The organism is Streptococcus infantis, assembly GCF_047460685.1.
Lineage (GTDB): Bacteria > Bacillota > Bacilli > Lactobacillales > Streptococcaceae > Streptococcus > Streptococcus infantis_AD.
In genome coordinates, this window is the sequence record NZ_JASHFS010000001.1 from 169,456 (window position 1) to 190,169 (window position 20,714).

25 protein-coding genes are annotated in these 20,714 nt (G+C 40.2%); 2 read left to right on the plus strand and 23 right to left on the minus strand.

What is annotated here, in order from left to right; all coding sequences use genetic code 11:
- Positions 1-9 precede the first annotated feature (9 nt).
- From QM917_RS00725 to QM917_RS00765, 9 genes are all read right to left on the minus strand, one after another.
- Positions 10-198 carry a DNA-directed RNA polymerase subunit beta gene (locus QM917_RS00725; RefSeq protein ID WP_414284330.1) on the minus strand — a complete coding sequence of 63 codons (189 nt, stop codon included), beginning with the start codon at positions 196-198 and terminating at the stop codon, positions 10-12.
- On the minus strand, positions 191-1,477 hold the full coding sequence (gene murA, locus QM917_RS00730; protein ID WP_414284332.1) for a UDP-N-acetylglucosamine 1-carboxyvinyltransferase: 1,287 nt from the start codon (positions 1,475-1,477) through the stop codon (positions 191-193). Before murA ends, QM917_RS00725 begins: the two co-directional genes overlap by 8 nt.
- A 25-nt stretch (positions 1,478-1,502) precedes the next feature.
- Entirely contained in the window at positions 1,503-1,733 is a 231-nt protein-coding gene (locus QM917_RS00735; protein WP_414284334.1) for a DUF1146 family protein, read from the minus strand.
- A gap of 55 nt (positions 1,734-1,788) precedes the next feature.
- On the minus strand, positions 1,789-2,826 hold the full coding sequence (locus tag QM917_RS00740) for a SepM family pheromone-processing serine protease (protein WP_414284336.1): 1,038 nt from the start codon (positions 2,824-2,826) through the stop codon (positions 1,789-1,791).
- Positions 2,810-3,298, minus strand: coding sequence for a pantetheine-phosphate adenylyltransferase (gene coaD, locus QM917_RS00745; RefSeq protein ID WP_414284338.1), 489 nt, complete (start codon positions 3,296-3,298; stop codon positions 2,810-2,812). The genes QM917_RS00740 and coaD overlap by 17 nt, the downstream gene beginning before the upstream one ends.
- Positions 3,288-3,827 carry a 16S rRNA (guanine(966)-N(2))-methyltransferase RsmD gene (gene rsmD / locus QM917_RS00750; protein ID WP_371608428.1) on the minus strand — a complete coding sequence of 180 codons (540 nt, stop codon included), beginning with the start codon at positions 3,825-3,827 and terminating at the stop codon, positions 3,288-3,290. The genes coaD and rsmD overlap by 11 nt, the downstream gene beginning before the upstream one ends.
- Before the next feature lie 60 nt (positions 3,828-3,887).
- Positions 3,888-4,880, minus strand: coding sequence for an aspartate--ammonia ligase (gene asnA / locus QM917_RS00755; RefSeq protein WP_075230243.1), 993 nt, complete (start codon positions 4,878-4,880; stop codon positions 3,888-3,890).
- Between the two features lie 252 nt (positions 4,881-5,132).
- Positions 5,133-5,816, minus strand: a complete 684-nt coding sequence (locus QM917_RS00760; protein ID WP_049549553.1) for a Bax inhibitor-1 family protein — start codon at positions 5,814-5,816, stop codon at positions 5,133-5,135.
- A 54-nt stretch (positions 5,817-5,870) separates the two neighbouring features.
- Positions 5,871-6,611: a TrmH family RNA methyltransferase gene (locus QM917_RS00765; RefSeq protein ID WP_414284339.1), complete on the minus strand. Its 741-nt coding sequence runs from the start codon at positions 6,609-6,611 to the stop codon at positions 5,871-5,873.
- A gap of 33 nt (positions 6,612-6,644) precedes the next feature.
- Here QM917_RS00765 and QM917_RS00770 point away from each other — a divergent pair, with 33 nt between their 5' ends.
- Positions 6,645-6,923 (plus strand): acylphosphatase, encoded by a 279-nt coding sequence (locus tag QM917_RS00770; protein ID WP_001174500.1) that lies wholly within the window; start codon positions 6,645-6,647, stop codon positions 6,921-6,923.
- Positions 6,924-7,000: 77 nt separating this feature from the next.
- On the plus strand, positions 7,001-7,927 hold the full coding sequence (gene yidC, locus QM917_RS00775) for a membrane protein insertase YidC (RefSeq protein WP_414284340.1): 927 nt from the start codon (positions 7,001-7,003) through the stop codon (positions 7,925-7,927).
- A gap of 142 nt (positions 7,928-8,069) precedes the next feature.
- On the opposite strand, the gene QM917_RS00780 is transcribed toward yidC, so the two are convergent.
- From QM917_RS00780 to rsmA, 14 genes are all read right to left on the minus strand, one after another.
- Positions 8,070-9,158 carry a sensor histidine kinase gene (locus QM917_RS00780; RefSeq protein ID WP_414284342.1) on the minus strand — a complete coding sequence of 363 codons (1,089 nt, stop codon included), beginning with the start codon at positions 9,156-9,158 and terminating at the stop codon, positions 8,070-8,072.
- A complete protein-coding gene (locus QM917_RS00785) occupies positions 9,128-9,814 on the minus strand; it encodes a response regulator transcription factor (RefSeq protein WP_414284344.1) in 687 nt (228 codons plus the stop codon). The genes QM917_RS00780 and QM917_RS00785 overlap by 31 nt, the downstream gene beginning before the upstream one ends.
- Before the next feature lie 61 nt (positions 9,815-9,875).
- A complete protein-coding gene (locus QM917_RS00790) occupies positions 9,876-10,595 on the minus strand; it encodes an ABC transporter permease (RefSeq protein WP_414284346.1) in 720 nt (239 codons plus the stop codon).
- Position 10,596: 1 nt separating this feature from the next.
- On the minus strand, positions 10,597-11,382 hold the full coding sequence (locus tag QM917_RS00795) for an ABC transporter permease (protein WP_414284348.1): 786 nt from the start codon (positions 11,380-11,382) through the stop codon (positions 10,597-10,599).
- 1 nt (position 11,383) lies between these two features.
- Positions 11,384-12,094: an ABC transporter ATP-binding protein gene (locus QM917_RS00800; protein ID WP_414284350.1), complete on the minus strand. Its 711-nt coding sequence runs from the start codon at positions 12,092-12,094 to the stop codon at positions 11,384-11,386.
- Positions 12,095-12,292: 198 nt separating this feature from the next.
- Positions 12,293-13,087 (minus strand): pyruvate formate-lyase-activating protein, encoded by a 795-nt coding sequence (gene pflA / locus QM917_RS00805; RefSeq protein ID WP_001287990.1) that lies wholly within the window; start codon positions 13,085-13,087, stop codon positions 12,293-12,295.
- Positions 13,088-13,220: 133 nt separating this feature from the next.
- Entirely contained in the window at positions 13,221-14,474 is a 1,254-nt protein-coding gene (locus tag QM917_RS00810) for a diaminopimelate decarboxylase (RefSeq protein ID WP_414284351.1), read from the minus strand.
- Between the two features lie 72 nt (positions 14,475-14,546).
- On the minus strand, positions 14,547-15,371 hold the full coding sequence (gene purR / locus QM917_RS00815) for a pur operon repressor (RefSeq protein ID WP_414284353.1): 825 nt from the start codon (positions 15,369-15,371) through the stop codon (positions 14,547-14,549).
- 102 nt (positions 15,372-15,473) lie between these two features.
- A complete protein-coding gene (locus QM917_RS00820; protein ID WP_000703215.1) occupies positions 15,474-16,415 on the minus strand; it encodes a 3'-5' exoribonuclease YhaM family protein in 942 nt (313 codons plus the stop codon).
- Positions 16,405-17,661: a DNA recombination protein RmuC gene (gene rmuC, locus QM917_RS00825; protein WP_414284355.1), complete on the minus strand. Its 1,257-nt coding sequence runs from the start codon at positions 17,659-17,661 to the stop codon at positions 16,405-16,407. Before rmuC ends, QM917_RS00820 begins: the two co-directional genes overlap by 11 nt.
- Before the next feature lies 1 nt (position 17,662).
- Positions 17,663-18,325, minus strand: a complete 663-nt coding sequence (locus QM917_RS00830) for a thiamine diphosphokinase (RefSeq protein ID WP_414284356.1) — start codon at positions 18,323-18,325, stop codon at positions 17,663-17,665.
- Positions 18,288-18,944 carry a ribulose-phosphate 3-epimerase gene (rpe, locus tag QM917_RS00835; RefSeq protein ID WP_414284358.1) on the minus strand — a complete coding sequence of 219 codons (657 nt, stop codon included), beginning with the start codon at positions 18,942-18,944 and terminating at the stop codon, positions 18,288-18,290. The genes QM917_RS00830 and rpe overlap by 38 nt, the downstream gene beginning before the upstream one ends.
- Positions 18,945-18,954: 10 nt before the next feature.
- Positions 18,955-19,833 (minus strand): ribosome small subunit-dependent GTPase A, encoded by an 879-nt coding sequence (rsgA, locus tag QM917_RS00840; protein WP_414284376.1) that lies wholly within the window; start codon positions 19,831-19,833, stop codon positions 18,955-18,957.
- Between the two features lies 1 nt (position 19,834).
- Entirely contained in the window at positions 19,835-20,707 is an 873-nt protein-coding gene (rsmA, locus tag QM917_RS00845) for a 16S rRNA (adenine(1518)-N(6)/adenine(1519)-N(6))-dimethyltransferase RsmA (RefSeq protein WP_414284360.1), read from the minus strand.
- Between the last annotated feature and the right edge of the window lie 7 nt (positions 20,708-20,714).

The window sequence follows — 20,714 nt, forward strand, 5'->3', positions numbered from 1 at the left end:
TGTCCCAGCCTATTTCCCTGTAAATTTTGTGATAAGTTCTTGCCATTTTGCTGGCGCCAAAATAGCCCAAGGGTCTTCCCCTTTTCCTAGTATGCCATAGCCAATCATCAAACCAATAGCAAGAGCTAAAACACCTAGAAGGAAAACTAGCATAACCAAGACAAAACGACGCAATACATATTTGGCTTCTTTATTCATCTTCATCAGCTTCCACACTTACCCGTTCAATCTTAGCGCCTAACTGAGCCAATTTTTCATGGAAACGGTAGTAACCTCTATCCAAGTGGACAAGTTTCCCAACAACCGTCTCACCTTCAGCCACTAAGCCTGTCAAAATCAAGGCTGCACTGGCACGTAAGTCTGTCGATAGAACTTCTGCACCTTGGAGAGGCTGTCCTCCGACGATACGGGCTGTATCACGGATGATTTCAGAGTGCAAGCCCATACGACGCATTTCCTCTAAATGTTGGAAACGATTCTCAAAGACTGTCTCTACCATGGTTGACTCACCTTGAGCAACAGTCATCAGAGCAGTGAACTGCGCTTGCATGTCTGTCGGAAATCCTGGATGTGGTAATGTCTTAACATGAACCGCCTTTAGCTTGTCCCGCTGTGAACGTACACGAATCCCTTCATCCTCATCAATGACTTCAACACCCATTTCGAGCAATTTAGCTATCAAGGGACGGTTGTGTTCCCAAATGGCATCTTGAATCAAGACATCTCCACCGGTCATAGCAGCTGCTACCATGAAGGTTCCAGCTTCGATACGGTCTTGCACAACATTGTGAGTCGCACCGTGCAATTTCTCAACACCCGTAATGGTAATAGTTTCTGTACCAGCACCTTTGACTTTGGCACCCATTTTATTTAGGAGAACAGCTAAGTCTACAATCTCGGGTTCACGCGCCGCATTTTCAATGACAGTAACGCCATTAGCAAGAGTTGCTGCCATCATCAAGTTTTGAGTAGCACCTACACTAGGGAAATCCATGTAAATATGAGCACCTTTCAAGCCTTCCGCCTTAGCCTCAATATAACCTGCTGTCTGAGTAATTTGAGCCCCCATTGCTTCGAGTCCCTTCAGGTGAAGGTCGATAGGGCGACTACCGATGGTACAGCCACCTGGCATAGAGACCTTTGCATGTCCTACACGAGCCAAGATTGGCCCCAATACTACAATAGAAGCACGCATCTTGCTGACATACTTGTAGGGAGCTTCTTCTGTGATATCCCCAGTTGCATCAACTTCGACAATATGGGTATCCTGATCAAAGTCAACTTGAGCATGCAATCCACGAACCACTTGGTTCATGGTAAAGACATCTGATAAGATTGGAACATTTTTTAAAACAGTTTTTCCTTCACTTGCTAAAATAGTTGCCGCTAGCAGAGGCAAAACTGCATTTTTTGCGCCCTCGATGGTGACACTTCCAACCAAGCGATTATCGCCACCTCGAACTACAATTTTTTCCATAAAATATTTTCCTTTACTTACAATTTTAGAATAGCGCTCTAACTGCTTCTTGCCAGAGTTGGTAGAGATTTAGGAAAAAGGAACTTATCAGATATCCTAAACCGATACTACACAATACTACCAAGAGTCGAATCTTCCCCACATTGTCCTTGGTCACCTTCAAAATCTGATCCCATTTGACCAAATCTTTCAAGAGTTGAAAAACCAGATAGACAAAAAACATATGGCTACTGAGGGTAAAAAACAATTGAATCATCGGCCTATTATACCATCTTCTCTTTTTCTACGCTAGTTTATGGCTCCCCTACTTTTTAGGGATTATTTTTCAAATAGTCAATCGCATCCTGAAGTGTTTTTACTGGAACAATCTTCATATCTGTCTTGATCATTTCAGCAGCTTCTACAGCTGTGTCATAGTTACTTTTTGCATGTGGATTGGCCTTTTTAGCTTCTTCCGTTACTGGATTGTTAGGAGCAAAGAAGACTGTTGCTCCTTTTTTAGCTGCGGAGACAACCTTTTTATCAATTCCACCAATATCACCCACATTACCATCTCTGTCAATGCTTCCTGTACCAGCTACAATACGACCATTCCGAAGAGTTGGTTCTGCAATCTGTGTATAAATGGATAAACTAAACATGAGCCCAGCACTCGGCCCACCAATTCCTGCTGTTGAAAAACGAATTGGGACATCGCTAGTCACTTCCGTGCGGTCAATCAGGCCAATCCCGATTCCATTTTTCCCATTTTCCAGCGTAATAATTTTCCCTTCGGCAGACTTGATTTGTCCATCTTCTTCATAAGTGACCTTAACCTTATCTCCCAGAGTTTGAGAATTGACATAGTCGACTAAATCTTTAGAACTCTCAAAAGTCTTGTCATTAACCGCTGTTACTGTATCAGCAATATTGAGAACCCCCTTGAAAGTCGAGTTATCTGTCACAGTCAAAACATAAACACCCAGATATTTGAGCTCAATTTCCTTACCTGCCGTCTTTAGGCCTTGATATTTGGCCATGTTTTGCGAAGTTTCCATGTAAAACTGGTTGATTCGCATAAATTCCGCATCTGACGAACCACCAGTCATTTCTTTGGCGCTATGTATGTCCGTGAAAGGAGTTAGCCAGGCATAGACTAAGTCAACCATTCTAGCGTGCTTAACTCCAACCGTCACAAATTGGTAGGAACCTTCCTCTTGGTCAGGTTGGTTATTAACTTGTAAAACCTTTCGAATATCTTCAGAAGTTCCCGGCACCTCGATATAATAAGGCAGGGGCACCGTAAAAGCGATAAAAGTGATAATGAGCCCAATAATGAGATATAAGGGCCATCTAGTTTTTTTCTTCATTGTTTAACTCCTCTAGGACAGCATTTGGTACATACCCGCTGATATCTTGACCAAATTTCAATAGTTCTCTCACAGCTGAAGAGCTGATGTATACATGCTCTGGGCGACTGTGGAGGTAGATTGTCTCCATTTCTCCTGCTAGTTGATGGTTGTAAAAATCAAAACTGGCTTCATACTGAAGATCTGTTGCATTACGCAAGCCACGCACCAAGACCTCTGCGCCTAATTTTCTAGCAACATCAACGACTAATTCATCGTGAGAAGCTATGACTTGAACATTTTTGAGATGTGTCACTGCTTTTTCAACAGTTTTCTTTCGGCTCTCTATCGTCAAAAATCCTGTTTTATGAGGATTATAAAAAATTCCCACATACAATGTATCAAAGAGCTTACTTGCACGCTCAATGAGATCCAAATGTCCATTGGTCATCGGATCAAAAGAACCTGTAAATAGCCCAATCTTATCTGACATAAACCGTCACCTTACTAATCCCATATATTTTTTCCTTCCAGATACCCAAACAGGCGATTTCTTCTGGAAGTTCTACTGTTTTATCTGTTTCGCAAACCACCATGACATCTTCTGAAAAAAGATTTCTCTCTGCCATTTTTTCAATATCTGACACGATTTGTTCTTTTGCATAGGGAGGATCCAAGAAAATAAGATCAAAGACTCCATCCACCTGCTCCAAAGCACGACTGGATTCCATTTTCAATAATTGAAATTTAGAGGTTTCCTTAGTCATCCGAATATTTTCTGCGACAATACTCTGGGCCCTGCGATCTTTCTCAACCAGTACTGCACTGGACATTCCCCTTGAGACAGCCTCGATGGATAAACCGCCACTACCAGCATAAAGATCTAACACACGTCCACCTTCAAAGTAGGGACCAATCATATTAAAAATAGCGCCCCTGACCTTATCTGATGTCGGTCTAGTTGTTTTCCCGTCTAGCGTCTTTAATGGACGCCCTCCGTAGATTCCTGATACGATTTTCATACCGTATATTATACCAAATTCTTATCAAAAAAAGAAAATCGAACCTTACGGCTCGATTGATTAAAGAATATTTTCGTAAGTATCTCTCACTTCTTGAGGCCAAACACTGGTTTGAACTTCTCCGATATGCTTTTTACGAAGCAGGAACATAGCCATACGAGACTGACCGATCCCTCCACCGATTGTCAATGGGAATAGTCCATTTAGGAGAGCCTTATGCCATTCTAAAGTTAAACGGTCTTCGTCTCCTGTAATAGCTACCTGACGGCGAAGAGTGTCTTCATCGACACGAATTCCCATTGAAGATAACTCAAAGGCTGCACCAAGATTCTCATTCCAAACTAGAATATCCCCATTCAGACCCTTATAGCCATTTTCAGATTCTGTTGTCCAGTCATCGTAGTCCGGTGCACGACCGTCATGAGGTTTTCCGTCTGATAGCTCTCCACCGATACCGATCAAGAAGACCGCTCCAAATTCCTTACAAATGGCATTCTCACGTTCTTTTGGAGTCAAATCCGGATAACGTTCGACCAATTCTTCTGTATGGATAAAGGTAATCTGTTTTGGTAAGATAGACTCAATATCGTAGCGTGCTTCGACTGCAAGTTCTGTCAAACGGATGGCCTTATAAATCTTTTCTACTGTTTCTTTAAGATAAGCAAGATTGCGTTGTCCGTTTGGAATAACTTTTTCCCAGTCCCACTGGTCCACATAGACTGAGTGAGTTGCATCTAGCGAATCTTCATCTGGTCGAAGAGCTTTCATGTGAACAAAGAGACCTTCTCCTTCACCAAAACCAAATCGAGCCAAGGTATGGCGTTTCCACTTAGCAAGTGAATGCACCACTTCATAAGTTGCATCGGGAATTTGGAGAACCTTGACTTCCACGGCATTCTCCACACCTGATAAATTGTCCTGCATCCCATCCCCAACCTTACTCAAGATAGGACCTTGTACCTCAACCACTTCTAACTTATCTTTTAAATACTGGGTAAAGGTGTTTTTTACAAAGGAAATTTCTTCCTGTTGATGGATAAAACTTTTCTTCATACATCTCTCCTTTTGAATAATAAGATGATTATACCCTTTTGCCAGTAAAAATGAAAGTAAAAATTAAAAAAGAGGCTGGGACTTTTGTCCCAGCCTCTCAATTGTCTTTGGATTGTCGAGCAAGACGCAGTGGTTGAGTGGGCTCTACTACGCTGATTTCATCAGCTTTTACAGCCCTACTCAACTGTGCGGAGGTGGGACGACGAAATCGAATTCTACCGAATTACCGATTTCTGTCCCACTCTCAAAAAATCAATCGTCACTACCGAAAATACGGAGCAAGCTAAGGAATACGTTGATAAAATCCAAGTAAAGACTGAGCGCCAAAGAAACTGCCCAACCTGTTGCAACCTGACCACCTGACTCCTCATAAACATAGCGAATCTTTTGGTTGTCCCAAGCAATCAAGCCTGCAAAAACGAAAACCATGATAATGCTGATGATATAGTCAAAAAGGCTACTGTTTAAAAAGATATTGACAATCATAGCTAGTATGAGGCCCACTAAAGCTGCCAACAAGGCACGTCCCATACCGCTCAAATCCTTCTTAATCACAACTCCGATAAGAGCCATCACAAAGAAGAGAGCTGCACTAGAAACAAAGGCTGTTAAAACAGTACCTGGGGTATAGAGCGAAACAACGAAACTCAGTGTAAAACCGTTTAAAACGGAATAAAGCAAGAAAATTGGCAAGGCTGCTGGACTGTTTTTTAAAGCCATACTACTCGCTACATAGACCAGAGCAACTTCTACAAAGCCCGCAACTATTAGCCATACACGAGCATTCATCATAATTTGAACGAGCAAATCCTGGAAAGTTGTCAACATGAGTCCTGAGACAAGGGCTGATAATCCAATTCCCAAACCTACAAAAGCATAGACTTTTGCATAGAACTGATTCAAACCAGAACGTTCTTGAATAATTGTTTGATTCATATCTTTTTTCTCCTTATGAAATCTTTTTACTGATTATAACAAAAATAAACTATTTTAACTCAAATAAAACATGAGTATGCCTGCAGCAATAGCGACATTGAGGCTTTCAGCCTGCCCTTTCATGCTGATATGAACCAGTTGGTCCGCCTGGTCTGTCATGAATGGACTAATGCCTTGACCTTCATTCCCCATGACTAAGACGAAATCCTCTAGTCGAGCAAGTTCACGATAATCTTTAGAATTTTGGGACAAGGTAGTTGCTAGAATGGGCAAGTTATTATTTTTAGCCTTTTCTACAAATGTTTCAACAGACATGCGATAAATAGGCAAATGGAAATGGCTGCCTTGCATGGAACGAAGAGTTTTGAGGCTATAGATATCTGCTGACTTGCTTGAGACAATGACTCCAGAAAAACCTGCCGCATCTGCCGTTCGAATCATAGTCCCCACATTTCCCGGATCCTGCACATCTTCTAAAAAGAGATACTTGCCTTGGCTCAAATCTGGTAAATGCTCCTCCTCCTTTTGAACAATGGCTACAATGCCCTGAGGAGTTTGTGAATCTGCCAAATCAAGCAAGATTTCTTCTGTCACAAGGACAGTCTGAGGATAGTCTACTAATTTTTCACCATACTCTGCGAGAGCAAAAATTTTCTCAATCTTTGCACCAGCCTGAATAGCTTCTTCAAACAGATGCCAGCCCTCAATCAAGTAAGAGGTTTTCCGATATTTTTTTTGATGCAATTTCTTGGCATTTTTCACCACAGAATTGGATTTAGAGGTTATAATAGTCATAGAAATATTATAACACACTCAAGGAGGTTTGGTATGCAAAAGGTTAAAATGATCGCCCAAGGTCGCGTCCAGGGAGTGGGCTTCCGTTGGGGAGTCTATAGTCTGGCTCTAGAACTAGGTGGCATCACGGGTCGTGTCTGGAATAACGATGACGGAACAGTTGAGATTTTGGCTCAAGCTGAGTCTTCTGCCATTATGGCTAAGTTTATCCAAGAGATCCGAAAAGGCCCTACACCTTTCTCTAAAGTAACCTACCTAGATGTGCAAATGAGTAACTTCCCATCCTATTCGGATTTCAAAGTCGCAAATTAGGTCCAGAGAACTATTGTATATTTTCCAAAAAAACAGTAGAATAGAAAGGTATAATTTTTAAAGAAGGAATAAAAACAGTGAAATCAATTAAACGAATCGCTCTCTCAGTCATGGGAGTGGCTATGCTATTAGTCTTGACAGGTTGTGTCCAGGTTGATAAAGCAACAGGTAAGCCAATTGGTCCCGTTTGGGATTTCTTGGGTGCTCCGATGGGAGAAGCTATCAAATACTTCGCTAATGACCAAGGCCTCGGTTTCGGTGTTGGAATCATCATTGTAACCATTATCGTCCGCTTGATTATCCTCCCACTTGGTATCTACCAATCATGGAAAGCAACGCTTCACTCTGAGAAGATGAATGCTCTCAAGCATGTTCTTGAACCACATCAGACTCGTCTGAAAGAAGCAGAAACACAAGAAGAAAAACTCGAAGCCCAACAAGCTCTCTTTGCTGCTCAAAAAGAGCACGGCATCAGCATGTTTGGCGGCGTGGGATGTTTCCCTATTCTCATTCAAATGCCTTTCTTCTCTGCTATCTACTTTGCTGCCCAACATACTGAAGGAGTTGCCCAAGCAAGCTACCTAGGAATTCCTCTAGGCTCACCTAGTATGATTTTGGTTGCCTTTGCTGGTATCCTTTACTATCTTCAATCACTCCTTTCTTTACATGGAGTTGAGGATGAAACTCAAAGAGAACAAATCAAGAAGATGCTCTATATGAGCCCTCTCATGATTGTCGTGTTCTCTGTCTTCTCACCAGCCAGCGTTACACTTTACTGGGTTGTCGGTGGTTTCATGATGATTCTTCAACAATTTATCATCAACTACATCGTTCGTCCAAAACTTCGTAAAAAAGTACGCGAAGAATTTGCTAAGAACCCACCAAAAGCAAGCAAAACTTCAAGCACTCGTAAAGATGTTACCCCTGAACCAGCAACAGCTATCACAACTTCTAACAAGAAGAAAAACAAAAAACGCAATGCTGGAAAACAACATTCTAGATAAAGCTACGTGTGTTATCCAATAATTAAAAAAACGAATGATGATAAATAGTTTTCATGAACTAGGTATCATCATTCGTTTTTATTATCCACTTTCACATCTTAATTTATTTCAATCCTATGATAACAAATTAGTAAGTAAATCACTATGATTTAATACACTTCACAGTCATTAAAACTTCTGCTCCCTCGTCTCTATTCCTCAGTTCGACTTGACCTTTATGCAGTTTTGCAACTCTACATACAAAACTAAGTCCAATACCATAATGTTGCTCTTTAAACGATCTAGCTTTATCCATACGATAAAAGAGCTTCCCAAAATTAGTTAAAACTTCTTCTGGAAATTCAGAGCCATTATTCCATATACCTATTTTTAATTCTTTTCCCTCTTGCTCTACTCTAATTCTAATTTTAGGATTCTGTTTATCTGCGTACTCCAAAGTATTTGTTAATATATTTTGTATCGCTCTAACCAAAAGATTTAAATTAATGTGATAAACCTCATCATCTCGAATAGACTGTTCAAAATTTATTTTCATTTGATTTTGAATGATGAAATATGCCTCATGCTCCAGTATATTTACAAAATCTAAAGCATCACAATACATCCATTCCGCCTCATCATCATAGTAAGTTTTAGAATAATGAATCAACTGATTAAAATAATCAAGTAAGCATTGACTAGCACGAACAATATCTGCTAAACATTCTTTAGACTGCTCATCTTTAGTGGAAGTGTGCAAAAATTCTGCATTCCCTTTGATGATAGTTAGAGGTGTCTTCAAATCATGAGAAACTGCTGAAACCTGAAACATCAAGTCTTCTTTCTGTTGCTTCTCATCATCTAATAGCTGTCGAATACGATCTTGCATCACAATAATTCGATTTCCTGTCTCACGAAATTCCTTAACTGTTAATCTTTCTGTACATTCGCTTTCTAGCCACATACTATTTTCATAAATCAAATTCATTTCATAACTTAGTTTTTTCAACAATTTACCAATGTGATAACTTATTAAAATAATCAATAAAACACAAATATATATCCATGATGACACATTGAAAAAAATTGATTGAACATCATTATTTTTAAGAGGCTTCCCATCCTCCATTATTTGTATGGATACAGAAGCTAAGGGAATAAGATAAGCTAATAATAAACCAAGACCAAACTGCCAAATAATTCTCCAACAGGTTTCTCGAATTAATTGTCTAAAACTTTTGACTCTACCCATTGATATCCTCCACCGTACAAGGTTTTAATTGGATTCAGCTGATAAGGTTTCAGCTTTTGACGAATTTGATAAATATACTCTGAAACCGAACGTAAAAGAGCTTCTGAACTTTGTGGATATAGATAATTATAAATTTCCTCAATTGAGTATATTTTATTTGGGTGACTTGCTAGAAGGCTGACAATATCAAATTCCCTTCTCGTCAATGGAACCTTATCATTCTTTATAAATAGTTCCTTACTATCAGTATATAGTACAAGGTTCCCGCTTTTTATCTGATGAGCAGTTCCTTTAGTTCGTTCTTCACGACGTAGGTGCATTTTCACACGCGCTAAAAGCTCCTGCATACTAAAAGGTTTCATAATATAATCATCGGCGCCTGCATTAATTCCAGCTACCAAATCTTCAGCCATATCCTTAGCAGTTATAAAACAGATAGGAACAGTTATCTGATCGCGAATCATCTGACAGATTTCTAAACCACTAACAGGCATCATAATATCTAACAAAATCAAGTCAAATTCTGTAAAATCACAAAGATCAATCTCTTCTATGTTATTTCGTATGACTACTTCATATTTTTCATATTCTAGTACCTTTTTAATTAGGCGAAGAATAGCAAGATCATCATCTACCACTAATATTTTGTAAGCCATAACTCACCCCCTTGAATATATTATAACACTAACTGAGAAAAAGACAGGATAGCCCCTATCTTTAGCGTACATTTCTTTCTCTAAGTATCAGTGCAGCAACTATAAAAATAAGTAATAACCAAACTATTTGTATCCCTAAGCCTTGCCACACTGGATAATAAAGTGATAAAGGATGGATATAGTAACAGTTCATACTAGCTAGTAAGGGGAAATTTCTAAATAAAAAACTGAATTGTAATAACATTTGCCCTAGCCCCAATAAAAGCGATAAACTTATTCCCAAAATTAAGGTAAAAGACCGGAAAATAAATACAAAAATACCACTTAAAAGAGAGAAGGTTAAAATAGAAATACAAACTGGAAATAGGATTGTTAGAATATTTTTAATGTTGCTAAAAAGATTGATATTGTAATATCCTTGAGCAAATAGTATACATACTGATATTACAGCTAGCAATAATACAATTTCCACACATAACACAATAGCTAGTTTACATATTATAAATTTTAAACGATTTGGACAGGTAAGAAAACTTGTACGAAGGCTAGAACCTGTAAATTCTTGACCGATAAATAGTACAGCTAGACTAATAAAACCTGCCTGTCCTAAATAGAGACTTTGCAGCAGCTGTTCCAAAACAAAGTATAGGGTCAACTGATCCGGTTTACTATTTAAAAAAATAACCATCGGCGGAACGCAAAGTAATAGAGCACCTATAATCAACCAATGCCAAGGATTCATAATAAACTTGAGATACTCACTTTTTAATTGCTCTTTCAACTCATTCCCCTCCTCCAACATCTGACTGAAGTACGCGGTAAATTGCCAAAGCCAAGAATGACAAATTCCAACAAAGTAAAAGCAAAATATTTTGTAAACTATTCTGTTCTAACATTTGTGGAGATGTAGCAATCAATCCATAGCTCAATGAAACTGGAAGAAATTTTGCAATTGATATATGATCGGCTAAGAATGTTCCTAAATTGTAGACTTGAGGAAGCAAAAACAATAGGGGAACAAGGGCTTTTTTAAATGTTAAAGCCAGAATATAGGCTAAAAGTCCCAACAATGTCCAAGCTATACTGTCCAAAAACATATAGAACCAAACTGTCCCATTTAGTGAAAAAAGCAATAAACCATCTTGTCCTAAAACATAATGTGTCATGTTAATCGTCAGAAATATTGATAGGAAGGAAATGACAAAAGAAAATACCAGCCAAATGAATGTCTTTGAAACTAGGAGAGTAATTCGACTCGTATTAGAGAGGAGGCTTGTGCGAATAGCAGAGCCTTTATACTCTTCAGCTCCGTAGATTGAGCCTAAGATAATCATAAAAAAAATGCCAACTAGAGTAACATCAAATCCTAAAAATTCAATAGGTGGAATAGCTTCTACTAACTCTGGATTTGTCTCTGGTGTAGCATGGATACCAACTGAAACAATTTGAGAAGCACCAATATTTGCTAAAAACGTTTGAAATACCAGTATCAAGAATAGTACAATACGAGTAGCTCTCTTATAAAGTAATTTCAAGATTTCAGAATGAAGAGAGTAAATAAGTCCCATGTCACTTCCCTCCCTCTGTTAAACTAAAGAAGACTTCCTCTAGTGAAGAAAGATTTTTCATCACTTCTTGTAAAGTCCCTTTTATAAGAACTTTGCCTTTATTTATGATAACTACATCATCTGTTACTGCTTCCACTTCCGATAATATATGAGATGACAGTAAGACGGTCTTCCCTTCTTGAGCTTGTTTTTTTATAAACTCTCTAAACCACCGAATTCCTCTTGGATCCAAACCATTTGTCGGTTCATCCAATATCAGATATTGAGGATTCCCTAATAAAGCTGTTGCAATTCCCAAGCGTTGCCCTTCTCCTAATGATAATTTCCCAATTTTAGATTTTTTCTTATGGCTAATATCCACCATATCCAAGACTTGCTCAATGCGCTGACTGGATATCCCATTACTAGCAGCAACAATTTTCAAATGTTGATAAACAGTCCGATCATCAGAAGCTCCGACACTGTCAAATGAAGCTCCTACAGTCTTTAGAGGAAATTTTAATTCCTTATAAGTTTGATCTCCAATTTTGGTAAGACCAGATGTTGCTTTGTCTAATCCTAATAAGATACGTAAGGTTGAACTTTTACCAGCTCCATTTGGGCCCAGGAAAGCAGTCACTCTACCTGCTTTTGCTTCAAAAGAAATATCTTTTAAAATTTGAGTTTGGCCATATGACTTACATAGATTTTTAATGGTAATACTTTGTTTCATAGATGTCTCCTGTTCAATTTGTTGGTTTATCGTTTTAAACAAGTATATATTAACCAATAATTTTCGGATTTTTTTCAGAATTTTAAATCTTTATAAAATCTGTATTGTCATATAAATCATAAAAATTTTGTTTAATTTAATCTTATTTGTATTTATTTGTGTAAACTTAAAAGCCCGATGTTTCCATCAGGCTTCTTTTTATCCATGTACACGTTTCATGTAATCTTGATAGCTTTCTGTATCCATCAATTCCTTAGCATTCTTAACACGATCTGCTGTTGGAGGTTTAACTCCTTCAAGTGAATACGGAATCCCAAGTTCACGCCATTTGAACTCACCCATGGTGTGATAAGGCAAGATTTCAAACTTATCAACATTTTTGAGAGTTTTTACAAACTTACCAAGTTCAATCAAATCTTCATCGCGATCTGTCAATCCTGGCACTAGCACATGACGAATCCAAACAGGTTTACCGATTTCTGACAAGTACTGAGCACAAGCCAGAATATTTTTATTGGTTTGACTGGTAACAATCTTGTGTTGTGCTTCGTTGATTTCCTTGATATCAAGGAGAACCAAGTCTGTCACGGCCATTAACTTGTTGAACTTTTCTAGATAGCGTGGTTTGTTACGGAATGGAAGGGCACAAGTATCCAAGGTACAGTGGATACCCTTTTCTTTTGCCTTGGTAAAGAGAGCAATCAAGAAATCAATCTGCAAGAGGGCTTCTCCTCCGCTGACTGTGATACCTCCCTTGTCTCCCCAGAAACCACGATAACGAAGCGCTTCTTCTAGAACATCATCTACTGTTCGTACACGAGATTTATTGGTTTCCATAGCCCAAGTATCAGGGTTATGGCAATATTGGCAACGCATCTGACAGCCTTGCAAAAAGACAATAAAACGAATTCCAGGGCCATCTACCGCCCCAAAACTCTCTGTCGAATGCACCATTCCTGTCACTTGTCCATAGTCAATTATTTCCTCAGACATATCGTTACCTTCCTTGAAAACGTTTTATAGTCTTTATTATACCATGACTGAAAAGAAAAACCACAGATTTTGCCTATTTTTTAGAAAACAATCTGTTTTTCACTTTCAACTTTCATGATTTTCAAAATATTTATTAATCCTTGTCAAAATCAAAGCCATAGAGAGTCGCAAAATAGTCCTCTGGTCGCTCTGCTCGGCGGATCAAGCGTGCTCCACCGTCCTCTGTATAGAGAATTTCTGCTGAACGAAGCTTGGCATTGTACTGGTAGCCCATAGAGAAGCCATGCGCACCTGTATCATGAATGACTAACAAATCACCAATTTCTGTTTGAGGCAGTTCACGATTAACTGCAAACTTATCGTTGTTTTCACAAAGAGAACCGACAACATCAACTACTTCAGTCTGACCATCAGGATGCATCATATTGGTGATGTGGTGATAAGCACCATACATAGCTGGTCTCATAAGGTTAACAGCTGAGGCATCTACTCCTAGATAGGTACGGTAGGTTTTCTTTTTATGAGTTACTTTTGTGACTAAAATTCCATGAGGTGCCAACATAAAGCGTCCTAGCTCTGTAAAAATCTTAACTTGACCAAGACCTGCTGGTGTGAGGACTTCCTCATAAACCTGACGAACTCCCTCACCAATTACAGCGATATCATTTGGCTCCTGATCTGGACGATAGTTGACCCCGATACCACCTGAAAGATTGATAAAATCCAGTGAAATACCTAACTTTTCCTTGATTTCTACTGCCAATTCAAAAAGCTGACGTGCTAATTCTGGATAGTAGAGATGGGTCACTGTATTGGAAGCTAGAAAGGAATGAATTCCAAAGGTTTTAGCTCCCTTTTCTTTCAAGATGGCAAAGGCTTCAAAAAGCTGTTCCTTAGTCATCCCGAACTTAGCTTCACCAGGATTATCCATAATGTCCGTACCCAGTTCAAATACGCCACCAGGATTGTACCGACAAGAGATAATCTCAGGGATGCCTGCTGCACGCTCTAAATGTTCGATATCTTCAAAAGCATCTAAATTAATCGTCGCACCTAATTCTCGCGCATAAGCATACTCTCTATCTGGGGTGTTATTAGATGAAAACATCATATCCGCCCCTGTAAACCCAAGCTTGTGACTCATCAAGAGTTCTACATAACTAGAACAATCCACTCCACATCCTTCTTCTTGCAAAATCTTCAAGATAGCTGGGGTTGGGGTTGCTTTAACTGCGAAGTATTCTTTAAAGCCCTTATTCCAAGAAAAGGCTTTGTTTACTGCGCGTGCTTTCTCACGAATCCCTTTTTCATCGTAAAGATGGAATGGGGTTGGAAACTCCTCAACAATCTTTTCTAAGGAATTACGTTTAATAAATGGTGTTTTCATAGGACTCCTTCATATTCATTATCAAAGAAAGGCTGGGACGAAAGTTCCAACCTTTGTATTTCAAGTCAATTCTTATTTTTCTGTATCGAAGATATTTCCAACTTCAACTTCAATTTGTTGGTTCTTCACATCAATATTTGTGACTCTCAAGAGTGACTTGTAGTCGAACTGTTGTTCACGGTCTTCCTGTGCATTATCAGCAAAGACAGCTACACCAGCCAACTCTGAATCAAACTCAGACAAGAGGCTAATCATCCCGTTAATGGTTCCTCCACCCTTCAAGAAGTCATCGACGATTAAGACACGACTTCCTGCTTTGAGGCTACGTTTTGAAAGGAACATCTTTTCGATACGGTCACTAGAACCTGAAACATAGTTTACACTAACAGTTGAACCTTCAGTGATTTTCAAGTCGCGACGAACAATGACAAATGGAACGTTGAGAACATTTGCCACTGCATTTGCGAGCGGAACCCCTTTAGTAGCCACAGTCATAACGGCATCAATCTTCTGATCCATAAAGCTCTTAGCAATGATACGACCGATATTTTTCAAAATAGCTGGAGTGCTCAATAGGTCAGATAAATAAATGTAGCCACCCGGAAGAATACGGCCACTCTCTGAAAGTTTATCACGAAGCTCTTCGATAATCGTTTTAGACTCAAGGGTAGAGATCGATGGTGTAAAAATAACACCACCACCAGCACCTGTCACCGTTTGAATATGACCGATTTCAATTTCTTCGAAAGCACGCTTAATGATGACGATATCTTCAGAAATAGACGATTTGGCAGATTCATACTTTTCCGCAAAGGTGTTGAGACTGGTTAATTTGTATGGATTGTTAATCAAGTAATTGGAAATGACAACCATCCGATCACTTCTTCTTAATTTCATTATATTTTTACCATTCTTTTTTATTTAGTCTTTTTCTCATTATATCACACTAAAGCAAAAAAACGAACTTTATTGCCTAAATAAAGTTCATTTTTTTAGTTTCTAGTCTAATTTCGGCTTGTAGAAGGAACGATTGTCCATAGCAAAGACTTTATTGGTCATTTCTCCCTCATCAACAAGGGCCAGAGCTGTTGTCATCATCATCATGCTGGCATCCAAATTATCAATCATATGAATAATTTCTGCTTCCATCACACGAGGACGAACAGGACTACCATACTCAAGGAGACCATGGTGGCTGAGAATGACATGGCGAAGAAGTACAACCTCTTCTCTGGTATCATCAATTCCAAGTTCCATTACTGCTTTGGTAATCTCACTATCAATCAGAGCAATATGACCGATAAGGTTTCCTCTTACTGTGTACTCTGTCTGGTCAGGACCTGTCAACTCAATAACCTTGGCTAGGTCGTGCAACATAATTCCCGCATAGAGCAAGCTCTTATTGAGCTGAGGATAAATATCTGCAATTGCTTCTGCCAAACGAACCATAGTGGCAGTATGATAAGCAAGACCTGTTTCAAAAGCATGATGGTTGGTCTTAGCAGCTGGATAAGAGTAGAATTCCTTGTCATACTTGGTGTAGAGATTCCGAACAATTCGCTGCCAAATTGGATTTTCAATTTTAAAAATCATCTGCGCCATATACTCACGAATCTCTTTGGCATCTACTGGAGATTTAACCTTGAAGTCCGCTGGGTCATTTGGTTCGCCAGGTTGTGGTAAGCGAAGGGTGATTTGATTAACCTGAGGCGTATTGTTGTACACTTCACGACGACCTTGCATATGGACTACTTTCCCTGCTGTAAAGGTTTCAACATTGTGGGGTTGAGCATCCCAGAGCTTCCCTTCGATTTCTCCACTATCATCTTGGAAGGTGAAGGCTAGGTAGTTTTTCCCAGCACGTGTCTGTCTCAGGTCAGCTGACTTGATCAGGTAAAAGCCTTCAAAAAGCTCATCTTTCTTCATGTGACTAATCTTCATATTCTTCCTCATCTTCTTGGAATTGGAGCAAATCAAGCGCAGGCTCACCTTCTGATAACTCAATGTGACGAAGCGTTCGCTCGATAGCTGTAGTACGACGGTTTAATAAATCATCAATATTGCCAGAGGCATGTTGGAGATGTTTTTGTGCCTTGACCAGAATACCTCCAAACTTGCCAAATTCTGTTTTGACACTAGCTAGAGTTTTACTGATATGGTCAGCACTCTTTTGGATATTAAGAGTCTTGAAGCCAACTGATAAGGAGTTAAGAAGAGCCGACAAGGTACTTGGACCTGCAACGATAATTTGCTCCTCCCGTCTCAAATCATCAAAGAAAATTGGATTGCGAACGATTTCCGAATAGAGACCTTCTGTCGGAACAAACAAGACTCCAAAATTAGTTGTCCGAGGTGGCGCCAGGTACTTACTCTTGATATCCTTGGCAAAACGCTTGACGCTTGCTAGGAGAGACTTACGGCAGCGCTCGATTTCATCCTTATCACCTGCTTCATAGACTTCTTCCAGACGGTAATAATCCGCCAATGGAAACTTAGAGTCAATCGGTAGATAAACATATTCTTGGTCGCCTTGCCCAGGCAACTTGATGGCGTACTCGACTCGCTCACTCGAATTTTCAACCGTTGCAAATTCTCGTTCATACTGGGCAGGTGTCATGATGTCCTCTATGATTTGCCCCAGTTGTAATTCACCTAGAATTCCTCGCGTTTTAGTTCCAGAAAGGACTTTATTAAGCGCACCGACATCTCGCGCAACCGTCTGCATTTCACCCAAACCTCGATTGACAGATTCCAGTTGTTTAGAAACCGTCTCGAAGGAGGCCTGCAAGCGTGTCTGCAAGGTCTTTTCTAGCTTTTCCTCGACCGTTTGGCGCATCTGTTCCAAGCGTTGCTCATTTGACTCCTGCAAGGCCTGTAGTCGTTGGTCAGTCTTATCTCTGGTTTGGAGAAGGTTTTCGTTCATCTCTTGGCGCACCTGGGTCAGGCCCTGGTGCAACTCGATTCGCACCTCCTGCAAACGATCGCTGACAGCCACTTCCAAGTCTTTTTGATCCAACTGGCTGGCTTGTCGAGCTTGTTCAAATCGATAATCTAGCTGGTCTGATAGGTTATCTGCTTGGTCTTCCAAACTCTTGGTCAGATATTTTTCCTGCTTGTCCTGCCTTTGCCAAATGAGAAAGAGGCCGGCTAGATTAGCAACTAATAAAACAACAAGTAAACTTTCCATCCTACCTCCTGTCCTTACTATGCAGCACAACCACATAGCCATCTGGGCAAGTCACTGACACTTCCCTATCTATATATTCGTTAGAAGCGTAAACTTTCTTAAAGAAAAAATTCTCCTCTGTCAGTTCATACTTGGCACCGAGTATTGTCAAACGACTATCCCTCACAGGCATAAAAGCAAGGTAATCATAGTCCGAACGTGGTTCAAGTCGACTGATTCCTTCTGGGCAATAGCTAATCAAGTTTTGCCCATCCTCAATCTCTATTTGATGCATATAGGGCGCCAATTTAGAATTGCTGGGCAGAAAGACATTAGCCAGCATATGATCAATACGACCACCAAGAGCACCAAAAATGGTTACCTGAGCTTGAGGCATTTTTTCAAAAATCGTTAAAAGCGCTAGTTCCAGATCCGTATCATCTTTTTCTGGCTGGGCTTGGACAAAGTGCTGGGCATTCGCCTGAATCAACTGACGTTCTTCTACAGTAACAGAATCAAAATCCCCAACTGCAAGAGCAAGAGGAAGTTTTTCCTCTAGTACCCAAAGCGAGCCTCGGTCCACACCGACATAGCAATCAAAATCTGTTCGATAGTGACCACGGTCTCCACCAGCAAAAACTGCAACTCTAGTCCAGTTCTTTTCTGAGAGCTTGCACTCGTTCATTGACATCTCCCTTAAAGACATAGGATCCTGCTACAAAAACTGTTGCACCAGCTTCTTTGGCTTGAGCAATGGTTTTATCATCAATCCCACCATCCACTTCGATCTCAAAGTTCAAACCTTTTTCCTCACGAAGGGAAACCAATTCACGTATCTTATCCATGGTTTCTGGCAGAAATGCTTGCCCACCGAAGCCAGGATTCACCGTCATAACTAATACTTGGTCAACCAAATGAAGAACATGCTTGATAGCTTCAACAGGCGTACCAGGATTGATGACTACCGAAGGTTTAACACCGAAAGAACGAATCTTTTGAAGAGCCCCATGGATATGAGGTGTTGCCTCGACATGGATGCTGATGATATCCGCTCCTGCACGCGCAAAATCTTCTAAATGATGTTCAGGATTTGATACCATCAAGTGGCAATCAAAGACCATCTTGCTGTGAGGGCGAAGGCTTTCAACCACACCTGCACCAAAACTGATTTGTGGCACAAAGTGACCATCCATGATATCAATATGGGCGTATTCTGCCCCAGTTGCTTCTAGGCGTTTAATTTCACGTTCAAAGTTGGCATAATCTGCTGCCAGAATTGACGGAGCAATCTTGTATTGAGACATAGGTTTCTCCTTATTTTGGAATTTTTTTGCTGACTTTTTTATAAGTTTCTCTACGATTTTCAATCTCACTGAGGAATTGCAAATAGTTGTCAAAACGGAAGGTAGCAATGATGCCCTCTTCTACTGCTAGTTTCACTGCGCAAGATGGCTCATGGGTATGAGTACATGTACGGAACTTGCAGTCTCGACTGACACTAGCAATTTCTGGAAAGGCTTGATTAAGGTCTTCTGCTGTTGTTACTTCGTAATCCAGCGATGAAAAACCTGGTGTATCTGCAATCTTACCACCATTGAGATTGTAAAAACTAACCGCTCGAGTGGTGTGACGACCGCGACCCAGACTATCAGAGATTTCTCCTGTTTCGAGATTGAGATCTGGTGCGATTTTATTGAGGAGGGTTGACTTCCCAACACCTGTCTGCCCCATGAAGACCGTAACTTTATCTGTCAACAAGGGCAAGAGTTCCTCTTTACTCGTCACAAAATCGTAACCAATAGCACGATAGGTCTGCTGGTAAAAATCCAGTTCTCCCCCATCTTCCAGTAAGTCCATTTTGGAAATATAGACGATAGGATGAATGTCCTTGTGCTCCAAAAGGACCAAGAAGCGATCCAACAAGTTGCTATTAAAGTCAGGTTCTTTGACGGACATGATAACCACAGCTTGGTCAATATTGACAATGGGTGGGCGAACCAGACTATTTTTTCGTTCATGAATCGTGAGAATATAACCTTCGGAATTTTCCTCCGCAGAAAAATCTACCCAATCTCCAACGTAGGGCGTGTGACCTTTTTTACGGAAATTCCCACGCGCACGTGTTTGATAAACCTGACCATCACTTTCCACATAGTAGAAGCCCGCCAAGGCTTTAATAATTTGTCCCTGCATCTTAGAGTCCTTGTCCTTTAAGCGCATCTGCTAGACTGGCAAATTCTTCTAAGCCAAGAGCTTCACCGCGTACACTTGGGGATAGTCCGGCCTGGTCCAAAGCCTTAGTCAATTTATCCTTGACTTCTTCAGTCTTGCCAAAGTAACCTGTCAAGTTATTCCACAAGGTCTTACGACGATGGGTGAAACTAGCCTTGGAAACCTTAAAGAAGAAGTTCTCGTCTTCCACTGCTACAGCTGGCTCTGGACGGCGTACCATTTTCAGGATAGCCGAGTCCACATTTGGCGCTGGCACAAAGACCGTACGAGGTACGATAAAGGCTACCTTAGCTGTCATGTAATACTGAACTGCAATCGACAAACTACCATAAGCCTTGGTATTTGGTTGAGCAGAGATACGATCCGCCACTTCTCTTTGCATCATAACCACAAACTCACTAAAAGGAATGCCACTTTCAATCAAGTGCATGAGAATAGGGGTCGTGATGTAGTAAGGTAAGTTGGCTACTACCTTAATAGGCAGGTCAGGATTTTTAAAATTTTGGATATGCTGCGCCAAATCAACCTTAAGAATATCTTCGTTAACTACGGTCACGTTGTCAAAATCACGAAGGGTATCTGCTAAAATCGGTACCAAACGGTGGTCAATCTCAAAGGCCATAACTTCAGCTGCACGCTCAGCCAAAAATTCCGTCAAGGCACCAATCCCTGGACCAATTTCAATAACATTGACCTGGTCATTAATCTCAGCCGTATCCACAATCTTTTGAAGGATATTGGTATCGGTCAAGAAATTTTGCCCGAAGGATTTTTTAAAGGTAAAACCGTGACGCTCCAGCACTGCCTTGGTCACGCTATAATCTGCAATTCTCATTTATTCT